13 protein-coding genes are annotated in these 14,655 nt (G+C 53.9%); 7 read left to right on the top strand and 6 right to left on the bottom strand.

Annotated features, from left to right (window positions below; genetic code table 11):
- Window positions 1–76: 76 nt before the first annotated feature.
- The 3 genes from JIN87_RS05850 to JIN87_RS05840 all read left to right on the top strand — a co-directional run bounded on the left by JIN87_RS05850 (window position 77) and on the right by JIN87_RS05840 (window position 5,770).
- Window positions 77–1,924, top strand: a complete 1,848-nt coding sequence (locus JIN87_RS05850; protein WP_200354597.1) for a DNA topoisomerase IV subunit B — start codon at window positions 77–79, stop codon at window positions 1,922–1,924.
- Window positions 1,925–2,015: 91 nt separating this feature from the next.
- On the top strand, window positions 2,016–4,058 hold the full coding sequence (locus tag JIN87_RS05845) for a DNA gyrase/topoisomerase IV subunit A (protein WP_200354596.1): 2,043 nt from the start codon (window positions 2,016–2,018) through the stop codon (window positions 4,056–4,058).
- A gap of 194 nt (window positions 4,059–4,252) precedes the next feature.
- Window positions 4,253–5,770 (top strand): AarF/UbiB family protein, encoded by a 1,518-nt coding sequence (locus tag JIN87_RS05840; protein WP_200354595.1) that lies wholly within the window; start codon window positions 4,253–4,255, stop codon window positions 5,768–5,770.
- Here JIN87_RS05840 and JIN87_RS05835 read toward each other — a convergent pair.
- Window positions 5,739–6,596: an HDOD domain-containing protein gene (locus JIN87_RS05835; RefSeq protein ID WP_200354594.1), complete on the bottom strand. Its 858-nt coding sequence runs from the start codon at window positions 6,594–6,596 to the stop codon at window positions 5,739–5,741. The two genes, JIN87_RS05840 and JIN87_RS05835, sit on opposite strands and share 32 nt — an antisense overlap.
- Before the next feature lie 339 nt (window positions 6,597–6,935).
- Here JIN87_RS05835 and JIN87_RS05830 point away from each other — a divergent pair, with 339 nt between their 5' ends.
- Entirely contained in the window at window positions 6,936–7,175 is a 240-nt protein-coding gene (locus JIN87_RS05830) for a hypothetical protein (RefSeq protein WP_200354593.1), read from the top strand.
- Between the two features lie 210 nt (window positions 7,176–7,385).
- Here the strand turns inward: JIN87_RS05830 and JIN87_RS05825 are convergent, their stop codons facing one another.
- Together JIN87_RS05825 and JIN87_RS05820 are read right to left on the bottom strand one after the other, a co-directional pair.
- A complete protein-coding gene (locus tag JIN87_RS05825; RefSeq protein ID WP_200354592.1) occupies window positions 7,386–7,730 on the bottom strand; it encodes a hypothetical protein in 345 nt (114 codons plus the stop codon).
- A 101-nt stretch (window positions 7,731–7,831) separates the two neighbouring features.
- On the bottom strand, window positions 7,832–8,557 hold the full coding sequence (locus tag JIN87_RS05820) for a M48 family metallopeptidase (protein ID WP_200354591.1): 726 nt from the start codon (window positions 8,555–8,557) through the stop codon (window positions 7,832–7,834).
- Window positions 8,558–8,624: 67 nt separating this feature from the next.
- On the opposite strand from JIN87_RS05820, the gene JIN87_RS05815 reads away from it, so the two are divergent.
- Entirely contained in the window at window positions 8,625–9,146 is a 522-nt protein-coding gene (locus JIN87_RS05815; protein WP_200354590.1) for an FKBP-type peptidyl-prolyl cis-trans isomerase, read from the top strand.
- A 94-nt stretch (window positions 9,147–9,240) separates the two neighbouring features.
- On the opposite strand, the gene JIN87_RS05810 is transcribed toward JIN87_RS05815, so the two are convergent.
- Window positions 9,241–9,846 (bottom strand): FKBP-type peptidyl-prolyl cis-trans isomerase, encoded by a 606-nt coding sequence (locus tag JIN87_RS05810; protein WP_200354589.1) that lies wholly within the window; start codon window positions 9,844–9,846, stop codon window positions 9,241–9,243.
- A gap of 210 nt (window positions 9,847–10,056) precedes the next feature.
- Here JIN87_RS05810 and metF point away from each other — a divergent pair, with 210 nt between their 5' ends.
- A complete protein-coding gene (metF, locus tag JIN87_RS05805) occupies window positions 10,057–10,947 on the top strand; it encodes a methylenetetrahydrofolate reductase [NAD(P)H] (RefSeq protein ID WP_200354588.1) in 891 nt (296 codons plus the stop codon).
- Between the two features lie 39 nt (window positions 10,948–10,986).
- Here the strand turns inward: metF and JIN87_RS05800 are convergent, their stop codons facing one another.
- Window positions 10,987–11,382, bottom strand: a complete 396-nt coding sequence (locus JIN87_RS05800; RefSeq protein ID WP_200354587.1) for a translation initiation factor — start codon at window positions 11,380–11,382, stop codon at window positions 10,987–10,989.
- A 1-nt stretch (window position 11,383) separates the two neighbouring features.
- Entirely contained in the window at window positions 11,384–11,629 is a 246-nt protein-coding gene (locus tag JIN87_RS05795; RefSeq protein ID WP_200354586.1) for a hypothetical protein, read from the bottom strand.
- Between the two features lie 251 nt (window positions 11,630–11,880).
- Between JIN87_RS05795 and JIN87_RS05790 the strand changes: the two genes are divergently transcribed.
- Window positions 11,881–14,625, top strand: a complete 2,745-nt coding sequence (locus JIN87_RS05790; RefSeq protein ID WP_200354585.1) for a 2-oxoglutarate dehydrogenase E1 component — start codon at window positions 11,881–11,883, stop codon at window positions 14,623–14,625.
- The last annotated feature ends 30 nt before the right edge of the window (window positions 14,626–14,655 follow it).

Genomic DNA, 14,655 nt, shown 5'->3' with positions numbered 1-14,655 from the left:
CGAACAGCACCCCATCCCCCAATCTTCCAGAAAAATCCCTTGATCTCGCCCTAGCCTCCCGTTCCTATCTGCGCCGATGGCAGAATCGAACTACACCGAGTCGAGCATCAAATCCCTAAGTCCCCGTGAACACATCCGCCTGCGTCCAGGCATGTACATCGGCAAGCTAGGAGACGGCTCCTCCCCAGACGACGGCATTTACGTACTGATCAAAGAGATCATCGACAACTCGATCGACGAGCACACTTCCGGCCACGGCAAGCGTATCGACGTCACCATACAAGGCGACACCGTCACGGTTCGGGACTACGGACGTGGCATCCCGCTCGGCAAAGTCGTCGACTGTGTGTCCGAGATTAATACTGGAGCCAAGTACGACAGCGAGACCTTCCAAAAGTCTGTCGGCCTCAACGGCGTCGGTACCAAGGCAGTCAATTTCCTCTCCCAAACCTTCACCGCCGCCGCCTTCCGCGAAGGCAAAACCAAGCGGGCCGATTTCGAACTCGGCGAACTCGTCACCGAGAGCCGCAAAGTAAAGACAGAGGAAAAGAACGGCACCTACGTTGAATTCGTCCCCGACGGTACCGTCTTCAAGAATTTCAAATACCGCCTCGAGTTCGTCGAGGCCATGCTCTGGAACTACGCCTACCTTAACACCGGCCTCACTCTAAGTCTCAACGGCGAGATCTACAAATCCGAGAACGGCCTCAAAGACCTCCTCCAGGACAATCTTTCCGGCGACATCCTCTACCCGATCATCCACCTCAAGGGTGACGACATCGAGGTCGCCATAACCCACGGCACCCACTACGGTGAGGAATACTTCTCCTTCGTAAACGGCCAGCACACCACCATGGGAGGCACTCACCAAGCCGCCTTCCGCGAGGCGATCGTCAAAACCATCCGTGAGTTCTTCAACAAGAACTACGACCCAGCCGACGTCCGCACCTCCATCATATCCGCGATTTCAATACGCGTCCAAGAGCCCGTCTTCGAGTCCCAAACCAAGACCAAGCTCGGCTCTCAGAACATCGCCCCCAAAGGTCAGTCGATCCGCAACTTCGTCAACACCTTCATCAAGAAGGAGCTCGACGACCACTTGCACCGCTACCCGGAGACCGCCAAGGCGATCCAGCAAAAGATCGTCGCTTCCGAAAAGGAACGCAAAGAGCTTTCCGGCATCCGCAAGCTCGCCCGCGAGAAGGCCAAGAAGGTCAACCTGCACAACAAAAAGCTCCGCGACTGCCGGGCCCACTTCAACACCAAGCACAAGCAAGCCGACGAAGCCACGCTCTTCATCGTGGAGGGTGATTCCGCGGGCGGCTCCATCACCAAGACCCGCGACGTCAACACGCAGGCCGTGTTCTCCCTAAAGGGTAAGCCACTCAACGCTTTCGGACTCAGCAAGAAGATCGTCTACCAAAACGACGAGTTCAACTGCCTCCAGTCCGCCCTCGACATCGAAGACGGCCTCGACGACCTCCGTTACAACAAGGTCGTAATCGCCACCGATGCCGATGTCGACGGCATGCACATCCGCATGCTGCTGCTGACCTTCTTCCTTCAGTTCTTCCCTGATCTCGTCCGCCAAGGGCACCTCTACATCTTGCAGACCCCGCTCTTCCGCGTGCGAAATAAGAAGAAGACAGTCTACTGCTACTCTGAGGCCGAGAAGGACAAAGCCCTTACCAAGCTAGGAAAAACCGCCGAGATCACCCGATTCAAGGGACTCGGAGAAGCCTCCCCCGACGAGTTCGCCACCTTCATCGGCCCCGAAATGAAGCTCGATCCCGTCACCATGGCCCACCTCCACAACATCGACGAGCTGCTCACCTTCTACATGGGCAAGAACACGCCAAAACGCCAAGAGTTCATCATCGACAACCTCCACGTCGAAAAAGACCTCGTCGAAGAAGCGTCCTAGGTCGCTTAGGCAGTAGGGAATTAGGCTGTAGGAACAACACCTCGCCAATCCCTACCCCCTAAAAACCTAACTCCTAAACACCTCTTTCCACATGTCCGACGACACCCAAGACCAACTAGATTTCGAAGAACAACCAGAAGACGAGTCATCCACTGAACTCGTCCACGCCGAGCACGACACCACCGGCAACGACAAAGCCCCGCTCGCCACCTCCTACCAGAACTGGTTCCTCGAGTACGCTTCCTACGTCATCCTCGACCGTGCCGTTCCCGCTCTCTTCGACGGTCTCAAGCCCGTGCAGCGCCGCATCATGCACTCCCTCAAGGAGCTCGACGACGGCCGCTACAACAAGGTCGCCAACGTCGTCGGCCACTCCATGCGCTACCACCCGCACGGCGATGCCTCCATCTACTCCGCCATGGTCGGCATGGGCCAGCGCAACCTGCTCATCGACACCCAAGGGAACTGGGGCAACACCCTCACTGGCGACGGCGCGGCTGCCGCTCGTTACATCGAAGCCCGCCTCTCCCCCTTCGCCCGCGAAGTCGTATTCAATCCCAAGACAACCCACTGGCAACAATCCTACGACGGCCGAAACAAGGAGCCCATACACCTCCCCGTCAAATTCCCGCTTCTCCTCACCGAAGGAGCCGAGGGTATCGCGGTCGGACTCGCTTGTAAGATTCTCCCGCACAACTTCATCGAGATCATCGACGCCGCTATCGCCTTCCTCAACAAGGAAGAGTTCGAGCTGTATCCAGATTTCGAAACAGGTGGCATTGCCGACTTCTCCAACTACAACGACGGCCTACGTGGCGGCCGCGTCCTCGTACGCGCCGTATTTGAGAAGATCTCAAAATACCAGATCGCCATCCGCGAAATCCCATTTGGTTGCACCACTGGTTCGCTGATCGACTCCATCCTGTCCGCCAATTCCAAGGGCAAGATCAAGATCAAGAAAATCGAGGACAATACCTCCGAAAAGGCAGAGATCCTCATCACTCTCCCACCGGGCTCCGACGCGGATGCAACCATCGACGCCCTCTACGTCTTCACAGACTGCCAAGTTTCCGTCGCTCCAAACGCCTGTATCATCCAAGATGATACACCACAGTTCATCGGCGTCAGCGAAATCCTCCGCCGCTCCGCGACCAACGTAAAGGAACTCCTCCGCCGCGAACTCGAGATCAAGCTCGCCGAGCTTGAGGAGAAATGGCACTTCGACTCGCTCGAACGCATCTTCATCGAAGAGCGCATCTACCGCCGCATCGAAGAGTGTGAGACTTGGGAAGCGGTCATTTCCGAGATCCATAAAGGACTCGATCCTTTCAAGCACACGCTCAAGCGCGAAGTCACCGACGACGACGTCACGCGCCTCACCGAGATCCGCATCAAGCGCATCTCCAAGTTCAACTCCTTCAAGGCGAACGAGGAAATCAAGAAGACCGAGAAGGAAATGCGGGCCACTAAGCGCAATCTCAAGACGATCGTTAAGTTCACGATCAACTACTTCGAGATGCTCAAGGACAAGTTCGGCAAAGGCCGCGAACGCAAAACGCGTATCGAAAGCTTCACCGCCATCAAGGCAACTGAAGTCGCCCTGCCGAAGCAAAAGCTCTTCATTAACCGCGAGGACGGATTCATCGGATTCTCTCTCAAAAAGGACGAGTTCCTCTGCGACGCCTCCCAGTTCGACGAGTTCATCGCCTTCTCTGCTGACGGCACCTTCCGAGTTTCTCGTGCCGCTGACAAGGTCTTCGTCGGCAAAGACCTCCTGCATGTCGCTCTCTGGAAGAAAGGCGACGAGGACACGATCTATGACATGGTCTACCGCGACGGCGCTCGCGGAGCCAGCTACGTGAAACGTTTCATCGTCAACGCCGTTACCCGCGACAAGGTTTACGACCTCACCAAGGGAACAAAAGGATCCAAGGTTCACTACCTCAAAGCGAATCCCGACGGCAAAACCCGCCCTATCAAGGTCCGCCTCACCCCGACCTGCAGCGCTCGCGTCAAAGAGTTCGATTACGACCTCGGCGAGCTCCTCGTTAAAGGCAGAGGCAGTAAGGGCAACGTGCTGACCAAGTACGCTGTCAAAAACATCCGCGGCCACTTCAATACAGAATTGGAGTAGTCCCCTTTAGGACACCTTCTACTTTGCCAATTACGTTTCCTTCTAAAAGCGAGGAGGCAGCTAGTCTCCCTTGAGAACCTATTTCCTTGGGATATCATTCTCCTGCCGTAAGGCGTCAGGAGAATGATTAGATGACGGAGCACTACCCTAAAAAACGAGCACTCAAAAAACTCTCCTCTTCTCTCGCGAGAAAAGTGGAAAGAGACGCAAACGACGAGGAGCTAGGTCGCATCGCTTGTCAGCTGCTCCACGTAGAAAACCTGCTTCCATCATGCTACGCACAATGGAAACCAGTACTCAGCTCCGCCTTCCGCTATTTCGTAGACCACCTCTCCCCAAGCCGCCTTGTCCCAAGGCTTGAGAAGTTGCTGACTGACCTCGACCTCACTCCGCAACAACGCCTGCTCATATTCCTCTCGGAGATGCCTACGCTCCAAAAGCTCGGGCAGGTCGTTTCCCGAAACCGAAATCTGGCCCCGGAGCTTCGCGAAGCTCTCATCCAGCTCGAAAACTCGATTCGCGACGTCGATCCCACCTACATCTTCAAAACGATTCGCGATCAGCTCGGCTCGAAAATCGAACGCTACTCGATCCAGGTCGAAGAGCTCATCCACTCCGAAGCGAGCGTTGCCGCAGTCGTTCGCTTCTCGTTTATCCCCCCAGAGTCAGACCATCGACGAGAAGGCGTTTTCAAAGTACTCAAACCCAATATCGGAGCATACTTCTGGGAAGAGATGTCAATATGGGACGGACTCATCCAGAACCTAGATCAAAGCAAGGAACTCGATCTATTATCATCAGTAAACCTTGCAGAAATCATCGCCGACATTCGCGACCACCTACTTCCAGAACTCGAGTTCAGTAACGAGCAGAAAAACTTAAAGGAAGCGAAATCGGAATACGCGAACGTAACCGGAATCCAAATACCAGAGCTCTCGCCTGAACTCTGTACCGACACGATCACCGCAATGTCTTACGAAGAAGGCGTTAAAGTAACCGAAGCCTTCACAAATCGAAGCCTAGAACGTCGTCATCTCGCCAACCGCCTCATTCAAGTATTCATCGCACAACCTCTTTTTCAAAAAGCCGAGAAAGCATCTTTCCTACACGCCGACCCACATCCAGGAAACCTGATCGTGGACGAAAAGACTGGAAACCTCAAATTGATCGATTGGGCACTCGTAGAGAGAATCGCCCCCAAGGACCGTCACCAAATCCTCCGAATCGTATCCGCTTTATTCTTACGAGATGACGAACTTCTCTCGAACTCGCTGCAAAACCTATCCCATTCGCAAACTGACCAAGACCTAAAAACTATAAGAGAAGAATCGCACAACAGCATTCTCCAATTGCCGTTCATAGGCTATCCTCATTTGGAAGATGTCACAGCCTTGATAGATCGATTGGCTCTGAAAGGGATTCGTTTTAAAAAGCAGTTACTCGTATACCGGAAAACAATTCTCACGCTTCAAGGCGTCTTGTGCGATCTCGATCCAGAAAACACATTCCTCCCCGCAATAGGGAAGTACGTGGGAGAGAAGTTCGTTCAGGAAATCCTCCATCTCCATATCCCTAAGATGCCAGTCACATCACGGGATATCAATTCACTCGCTTTCAGCCTTTGCTGGATGACTCCACGCATCCAGCTCAATCTAATGCAAAGGCTGCTAAGCAGAACTCCTACTCACCAAGAGCTTTCAGGAGTCGCTTAAGTTTCTCCGAACTCCGGCCAGTTACACTTTTAATGTCGCCTGCATCCAGTCCCGCTTCCGCAAAAGCCGACTCTTCCATTTCCCAATAACTAGACTCCCCGGGGACAGGCTTGCCAAGCTTCTCGGCTATGCCGCTCGCGATATTCAGCATGCGGGCGTATCGGCTTCCCTCCGGAGCCAACTCGGGCTGATACTGGAAACGAATCGCGGCCAGCTGCATTTCCGGAAAGCTCCAAGATTCCATCACGAAGTCAGCCATCTTGGGATTCGTCGTTCCAAACACGCTCTCCTCCCACATCAACACGGGCGTTCCTGAATCCGTATCGAAAATAGGCGGCTTCGAATGAGTCTTTGCGCAATTGTCGATCAGAAGCTTTCCCAGCGACTTCAAGACGCCAGCCGTATATGCATCGCTTCGATCTTCTCCATTGACGGCAGCTAGCTCCTCCATCGCCAATCCAGTCGCCAGCGCGTTATGCCAGATAACATCCCCACTTACCTTGTATGCTAAATTCCAATACTTGAAGACCCCGGAAATTGAAGCGACGCCGATTACCCGATGCAGTTCCTGAAAGCCAATTCGGTTAATTCCCTCCTCCAGATTTTCGACCGGATCGCCAGTATTGAAATAAGCCGTGTTAGCGATACGAAACACCTGAGCCACCAACGTCGGATCACGTTGAACCAATCCAAGGACATCAGACATCTCCGTGTCCTTATCCTTAAGCAATCGCCCCAGCTTAACAAAAATCTCCGGCGAAGCCGGCATCTTCAGTGCAGCGGCCTTCATTTCAACTGGGGAAATCTGGTAGGGGTATTCTGTCATAAGCGTTCTCAAGCTAGCGCACCCTACTCATCGGACGAAACAACATTTTCCAAAATATAGATGGAACAAAATCGGACTCACCTACGAGTCTCATCCCCAACAGAGTACAGAGGACCTTCCTTCGCAAAATTTTAACAAGTACCCAAAAAGTGAATCCATATTACCCTATGTATTCGTAAAAGCCTTGTAATAGAATCTCAAAATTATGGATACAAAGTGAACTTCACGGTTCTTTAACTGTCCCCAGACTTAACAAATTTAGATTTTTAGACGATAGTCTGGGAAAGGAAATCAATCCAACCCGAAATTCACAAAGCAACATAGAGATAAGGAGGAACCATGACACTGTGCATAGACACGCAACTCACACTGAGAGACCTGGAGACCTACATCAAGGTCCAGCTCGACGATCCACGCTACGCACACATTAGCATCGACCCGGTCCTCGACATCATCTTGCACGCTAAAAACCGACTCATCCGCGGCGACTACATGCCACGCGTCGTTTCCGAATCGATGGTTAGCCTCGACGAGTACCTCATGCTCAATGCCGACTGCGAAACCGCCTGCATGATCTAAATATCAGTTCCGTATTTATTTTACGGACACAAATTCCTAGTCCAAGAGACTTTGAACAACTCCGCCCTCCGGCTGCACAGCTGGACGCGGAGTTTTTTTCTTTCTTCCCCCAAGCCCCGAAGGGTAGAGCCCGTTGTCCCTAACGGGCACAACTATTTAGAGCGAAAAGATCAAAGCTCTTTGCCGAGCGGTATTAAGCCTCGGGTTCCGTTACGCTTTCCGCAACAAAGCCCAAAGAGAATAAATTCCCACCACCGTGCCAAAGGGGATGTTCAGCAAACTTAGAAAACTAATCACAATCACCAACGGTCGTCCCCAAGGTTTCCCTACCAAAAGCGCCCAACCTCCCAGCAGGTCCGGAATCGCTAATACCGAAAGCAAGCCCGCAACAAACACCGCGACGACTCCTAGGATCCCGGCAGCCCCAATTTCCCCTTGCACGACCACCAGTCCACCGACTGCACCAAGAGCGATAAAAGTGACAATCGCGGCCAGCAAAGAAAGCGCGCCAAATGCGATATGGAGATAAGCGACAATTCGAACGTGATTATTCATAAGAGGAGGGAGTTGATTCCTGCCGAGGAGTGACAGTCTCACCACTCGATACACTTTTGTAGATCACAAGGTTACCGGGAATCTTGCTGACTTCGGCACCTTCACCATGCGAGCTCTTCCTGATGCCTTTTCAACCAACGCTCATGTTCGCGATAGGAAGGGCAAGCCTCCTCGACCAGAGCCCAAAACTCGGGAGAGTGATCGAAACGTCTCATGTGCATCAATTCATGTATGATAACGTAGTCACGCGTCGATTCGCTGGCCAGTATGAGGCGCCAGTTGAGCGAGATAGTGCCACTCGTCGAGCACGACCCCCACCGTGTCTTCTGATCGCGAATCACCACCTTCTTTACCTCCAAGCCAAACTTCGAGGCATAGGATTGCACAAGAGCGGGAAACTCCCGCTTAGCCATCTCCTTGAGAAAGCCCTTCAACGGTCGCCTCAAATCCATGTCCTCGTCCGCAATGTAAACCCTGCGCTCCGCAAAACAAAGCAAGGGCCGGCCCCAATCCTTTTCGATCGAAAGCTCGACCCTTTCGCCGCGAAACCAAATCCGATCTCCTCTTTGAAGACCTCTCAATCGTTTCGGATCAACCAAAGCTGCTCGAGCCTTTTGCTGCTCCTCGAACAACCAATCCCTATGGTCATTCGCGAACGCCAGGGCATCTCGCTGAGTTCCGCGCTTTGGCACGGTCAACACGATGTTCCCCTCCCGATCGACCTTCGCTAAATAGCGTTTTGCGCGTGGGTGCTTGCTGAAGCGCACATCAGCCCGCCGTAAAGGCGAAGACTGGAAATTGGCACTGGAGGACTCCGAATCTGACATAGGGCTTGAGCGTGTCCGGACATTCCGGATACCTTGCCAATTCAATTATCAACCACCCTAAAATCAAATGAAGATTACTTCAAAAATCACTTTTGCAGCCGCAGCTGCTGCCCTTCTCCTTCTTGCCGGATGTGGCAAGAACGACCAGAAAGTCTCCGACCTGGAAGAACGCGTACGCTATCTCGAATCCCAAGAGCCAACTCTCAGCCATGGCTTCCAAGTCGAGGAGATCAAAAAGCTCTTCCCCGAAGCGTTATCCACAGAGAGCGGTCTTCACTACATCGTGGAAAAGGAAGGCGAAGGCGTTCCTCCCGAAAAAGGTCAACTGGTCAGCGCCCACTACCGCGGAACACTCTTGGACGGAACAGAGTTCGATAGCTCCTTCAAACGCGACAAGCCAATCGAGTTCCCTGTCGGCAACGGACGAGTCATTTCCGGTTGGGATGAAGCCTTTCTACTCATGAAAAAGGGTGAAAAGCGCAAACTCATCATCCCAGCCAAGATCGCATACGGCCTACGCGGGAGCCCGCCAGTCATCCCGCCAAACTCCATCCTTGTCTTCGACGTCGAGCTCGTCGATTTCAACTAAACCGCTAAAGGCAGCACGGCCGATCAACCTATTTACAAAAAAAGGACCGCTCGATTGGGCGGTCCTTTCTTTTTCAAAATCTATCTAGACGGGATTAGTGGCTACAACCGCAACCACCACCACTCTGTCCTTGGCTTTGCTCGCCGCCACCGCAGCAACCGCCTTCTTCGGCCGCCGGCTCCGCAGGAGCTTCTTCGCCACTGCAACCGCAGCCGCCGCCGCCGCCACCACCACAGCAGCCACCTGCTCCGTGAGCATGACCGTGTGAAAGCTCTTCTTCAGTCGCTTCACGCTTTCCGACAACATCGACATCAAATACCAGATCCTCACCCGCAAGTGGATGGTTGGCATCGAGAGTGATATTATCGCCTTCTACCTTCACCACGCGAACGATCGGTGAATGGCGATCCTGCCCAGCCTGGAAATAGTCGCCAACCTTCACCTGGTCCACTGGAAGCTGAGCGATGTTTACCACATCGATCTGAGCCTCGTCACGGAAGCCATACCCCTTCTCAGGACGCACGATGACCTCCTCCTTCTGACCGCTTTCCATTCCAACCAAACGCTCTTCCAAGCCTTCGATGATCTGGCCCACTCCGGAGAGAAATTCCAACGGACGCCCCTCTGGGCTCTGGTCGAGAACCTCACCGGCCTTGTTGCGAAGCGTGTAATTAAAGCTAATGACTTGCTGTGTCGACATACCGCACACGCAAAGACGCCCCCTCCTCCTTGGCAATCCCTAAAACTTCGACCGCCCTAGCAAGCCATCCCCAACCCCAATTTCAGATCGTGAGGTTGCGCATCTCTACAGCTCCCTCATTTTACAATTTCTGCTTGAACTACAGCCCATAAAAATCATATCAACAAATCCTGATACGTTGATATTTTCTAATCCAATTTCCCTTTTCACATGAGCCAGACTCCCATCAGCCAGCTATTTTCAGCCGATCACCCACTTCTTTCCGTAGAGTTCTTCCCCCCAAAAACGGAAGAAGCGCTCGAAAAGCTCGTCGAATCCGGCGATGACCTTGCCTTTTACCAGCCTGATTTCGTCTCCGTCACCTACGGAGCAGGAGGAAGCACTCGCGATCGCTCGGCCCAAGCCTGCCAGCTCCTTCGCGACGAGCATGAATTCAACATCATGCCACACCTCACTTGCGTAGGAGCCAGCCGCGACGAACTCGCGGAAACGATCAACGGACTCTACGACTCAGGCTACCGCAATATCATGGCTCTTCGTGGAGACCCCCCGAAAGACGCCGACTCCTTTGTGGTCGCCGAAAACGGATTTGCGTACGCGTCGGACCTCGTCGCCTTCATCAAGGAACTGCACCCGGACATCGCAATCGGAGTCGCTGGCTATCCCGAAAAGCACCCGGAGGCTCCCGACCTCGCTACGGACCTGCGTCACCTCAAGACAAAGGTAGACGCGGGCGCCTCATTCATAACGACCCAGCTCTTTTTCGACAATGCCGACCTCTACCGCTTTCTCGAAGAAGCCGACAAGCTCGACATCTCAGTTCCTGTTATCCCTGGCATCATGCCGGTGCTCTCGGTCAAGCAGATCAAACGCATTACGAGCATGTGCGGAGCATCCCTCCCCAAGGAACTCGAGTCCCATTTAAATAATGCTGGCGAAGACAAAGAACTCGTCCGCCAAATCGGCATTCGCTGGGCAACCGAGCAAATCCAGGACCTCATCGAAATGGGACTGCCGGGCATCCACCTCTACGCCCTGAACCGCTCAGACGTCGCCACAGAACTTATGTCAGCATTCCGGACAGCAACCGTTTCCGAATAAGCTCGATTAGGTGGGACGGCCGCTCCGCCGAAGTCCAAATCACCCGCCAGCAAACACGACGCGAAAGCCAGCATCCTCCAGTACGGCTTTCGCTTCCTCGCGCTTATCGCCCTGGATCTCGATGTTGCCGTTCTTCACGGCTCCACCGACGCCACAGCGTTTTTGTATCGACTTCGCCAATACTTGTTTCTCCTCGTTGGCGATCCCCTTCCAACCGGAAACCACCGTCACGGTCTTTCCACCACGCCCCGCCTTTTCGCACTTCACATCGAGACGGCCGCGGTTCTTCTTCGCAGTCTTCTCCTCCTTAGCGGGCCGAACAGGCGACGAGGCTTCCGGAGCGCTCGGCAAGCCTCCCAAATCAAGCCCTCCAAAAGGATTGGAGCTCAATCCATCCCCGCCGTCAGTCGAGACTCTCTTGTTTCCCTTTCCCATCTTAAGAAAAGTCCTTTCGACCACTGCACTTCCCCTTCGGAATGTCAGACTCCCCATTCAAATACATGAGCGCCTTTATATAGCTGCGGTTCTTCAAAAAATGCTTCAACTGAGCATCAATCTCCCGACGGTGCTCTTTCAGCGCCGTATCGATCTCAGCCATACTTTCCCTAATTCCTGCGCCATCCGCTCCATCGATCGAACTCTGGAGCTTCAACAGCGATTCCTTGATCTGCGTTTCAATCATTTTCCCACCAATCAAACGCAGACTGCCCCGTCCGCAAGCTTCTCTTTGTTAAGCGTTTTTTCCGCATAATTACCAACCAGCTATGCAATTCAGTATCGCAAAAGCCATAAATCGCTCATGAATCGCGAGTTTGGTGCATAAACAGCCCTTAAATGTGCCCCGTTTTGCTTTACTCTCTACCTAGGTAAGCTTAACCGTCTATCTTTCTTAACCAACGGCTCATCATCATACCTAGACAGGGAATATAAGGAATGGTCACATTCGCAACGCGTTCAAACGCTGACTTGATTGATCTCAACTACGAAAAGTGGAAAGCGGACCCCGCTTCAGTAGATGAGAAATGGCAGGCTTTCTTCGAAGGCTTCGAGCTTGCCCTTCAAACCGCCCCCAAGCGCAGAGCCGCCACCAAGGGAACTTCCTCCGTCGATTCAGACGCGAGCGCGGCCAAGCAGATGAACGTTTCGAGCCTCATCTACGCCTATCGCAGCCTTGGCCACACTCAGGCCAAAATCAATCCGCTCGACGAATTCGTTCCAGCCAATCCACATCTAGCCATAGAGGAGTTCGGGCTGTCCGAAGCCGACCTCGACAGCACCTTCAACTCTGGTCACTTCCTCGACGGCCAGCCGCTAAAGCTCAGAGACATCATCGACGCCCTGCAAAAGACCTACTGTTCCAGCATCGGATTCGAGTACATCCACATGCAGAACACCGAGGCACGCCGTTGGGTACAGTCGAAGATCGAGCCACTGCAAGGCCAGATCGATTTCTCCGACCTCATCAAGACCCGCATCCTGCGCAAGGTATTCGCAGCCGAGTCTTTCGAGAGCTTTCTCCATACCCGCTACACCGGCCAGAAGCGCTTCTCTCTCGAAGGCGGCGAAACACTCATCCCTTGTCTCGACAACGTTCTGGAGCACTGCGGACGCCTAGGTATAAAGGAAGTCGTGATGGGCATGGCGCACCGCGGCCGCCTAAACGTCCTCACCAACACCCTCAAGAAATCCTACGAGTTCGTTTTCGAAGAGTTCGGCGAAGAGTACATCCCCGACACCGTCGGCGGCGATGGCGACGTAAAGTACCACCTTGGTTACGAGAAAGTCATCGAAACCAAGGAAGGCCACTACGTCGAAATCCGACTCGCCTCCAATCCATCTCACCTTGAGGCCGTAAATCCAGTCGTCGAAGGCAAGGCTCGAGCCCGCCAACGCATCCTCAACGACACCAACCGCGACAAGGTGCTCCCTGTCCTCGTCCACGGTGACGCCGCCTTCGCTGGTCAAGGTCTCGTTACCGAGGTTCTCAATTCCTCCCAGCTTCCAGGCTACCGCACCGGCGGTACCCTCCACATCATCGTCAACAATCAGATTGGTTTCACCACGACTCCCAAGGAAGCCCGTTCCACCCGCTACTGTACGGACGTGGCCAAGATGATCGAAGCACCCATTTTCCACGTAAACGGCGATGATCCAATCGCAGTCGTTTACGTGACTATGCTCGCCATCGAGTACCGCCAAAAATTCGGTGCCGACGTTGTGATCGACATGTATTGCTACCGCAAGCACGGTCACAACGAATCCGACGAGCCGATGTTCACCAATCCCGATCTTTACGACAAGATCAAGAAGCACCCGCCGGTCAGCGAAATCCTCACCAAGCGTCTCATCGAGGACGGCACACTTTCCGCCGAAGAAATCGCCAAGATTCAAAAGGAGTACGAAACCTCCCTCGCCAACTCCCTAGAACGCGTAAAGAAGTCGGCCGAAGCCCAGATCGAAGTTAAGCGCGCCCTCGCCGGCTCCAACGCTGTCTTCCAGCCGAAATACAGCTTCGACCCAATCGACACATCCGTCAGTAGGGAAAATTTGGCTACAGTAGTCAATGGCCTCACTCGCCTTCCGACTCACATCAAGCCAAACCGCAAGATCAAGCGTTTCCTCGACAGCCGTCGTACCGCATTCGAAAACAACGAGCCGATCGACTGGGGCTACGGCGAAGCGCTCGCCTTCGGCACCCTCCTCCAGCAAGGCACTCCAGTCCGCCTTTCCGGACAGGACTCCGAACGCGGCACATTCAGCCACCGCCACGCAGTCATCCACGACGTGCAGACAGACGAGCGCTACGTTCCACTCCTTAACATCGAGAAGGACCAAGCCCGCTTCTGCGTTTACAACTCTCTTCTTTCTGAAGCCGCAGTCCTCGGTTTCGACTTCGGCTACTCGCTCGACTACCCACGCATGCTCTGCATCTGGGAAGCCCAGTTCGGTGACTTCGCCAACGGAGCCCAAGTCATCATCGACCAGTTCATCGCCTCCTCCGAGTCCAAGTGGGGGCGTGTTTCCGGTCTCGTGATGCTCCTGCCGCACGGCTACGAAGGTCAAGGCCCTGAGCACTCCTCAGCCCGCCTCGAACGCTTCCTCCAAGCCTGCGCCGAGGACAATATCCAGTTCTGCAACATGACCAACTCCGCCCAGTACTTCCACGTGCTGCGTCGCCAAATGATGCGCGAGTTCCGCAAGCCTCTCGTCATTATGTCTCCGAAGTCCATGCTCCGCCTCAAAGACGCAGCATCCCCTTGGAAGGACTTCGAGTCCGGCAGTTTCCAAGAGATCCTCGACGACGATCAAGCAACCGCCTCCAAGACCAAACGCGTCATTCTCTGCTCCGGCAAAGTCTACTACGACATTCGCAAGAAGCAGGCCGAGCTCAAGGACAAGTCGACAGCAGTCATACGCGTGGAACAGCTGTATCCACTCAACACCGACAAGCTCGATAAGATTGCAAAAAAATACAGCAAGGCGACCAACATTGTCTGGTGCCAGGAAGAGTCCCAAAACATGGGAGCCTACTCCTTCATCGCGCCACGCCTTGAAGAGATCTTCGGCAAGAAACCTGCTTACGCAGGCCGCGGTGAATCAGCGTCACCAGCCGTTGGCGTCATGGCCCTCCACAAGAAGGAACTCGCCCAACTCCTCGAAGACGCCTTCACCCTCTAGTTCAAATTAAGGTAGCGGCCATCGTCCTCG

The organism is Pelagicoccus mobilis (assembly GCF_016595505.1).
GTDB classification, from domain to species: Bacteria; Verrucomicrobiota; Verrucomicrobiia; order Opitutales; family Opitutaceae; genus Pelagicoccus; species Pelagicoccus mobilis.
This window is presented reverse-complemented; position numbering and strand designations above follow the sequence as displayed.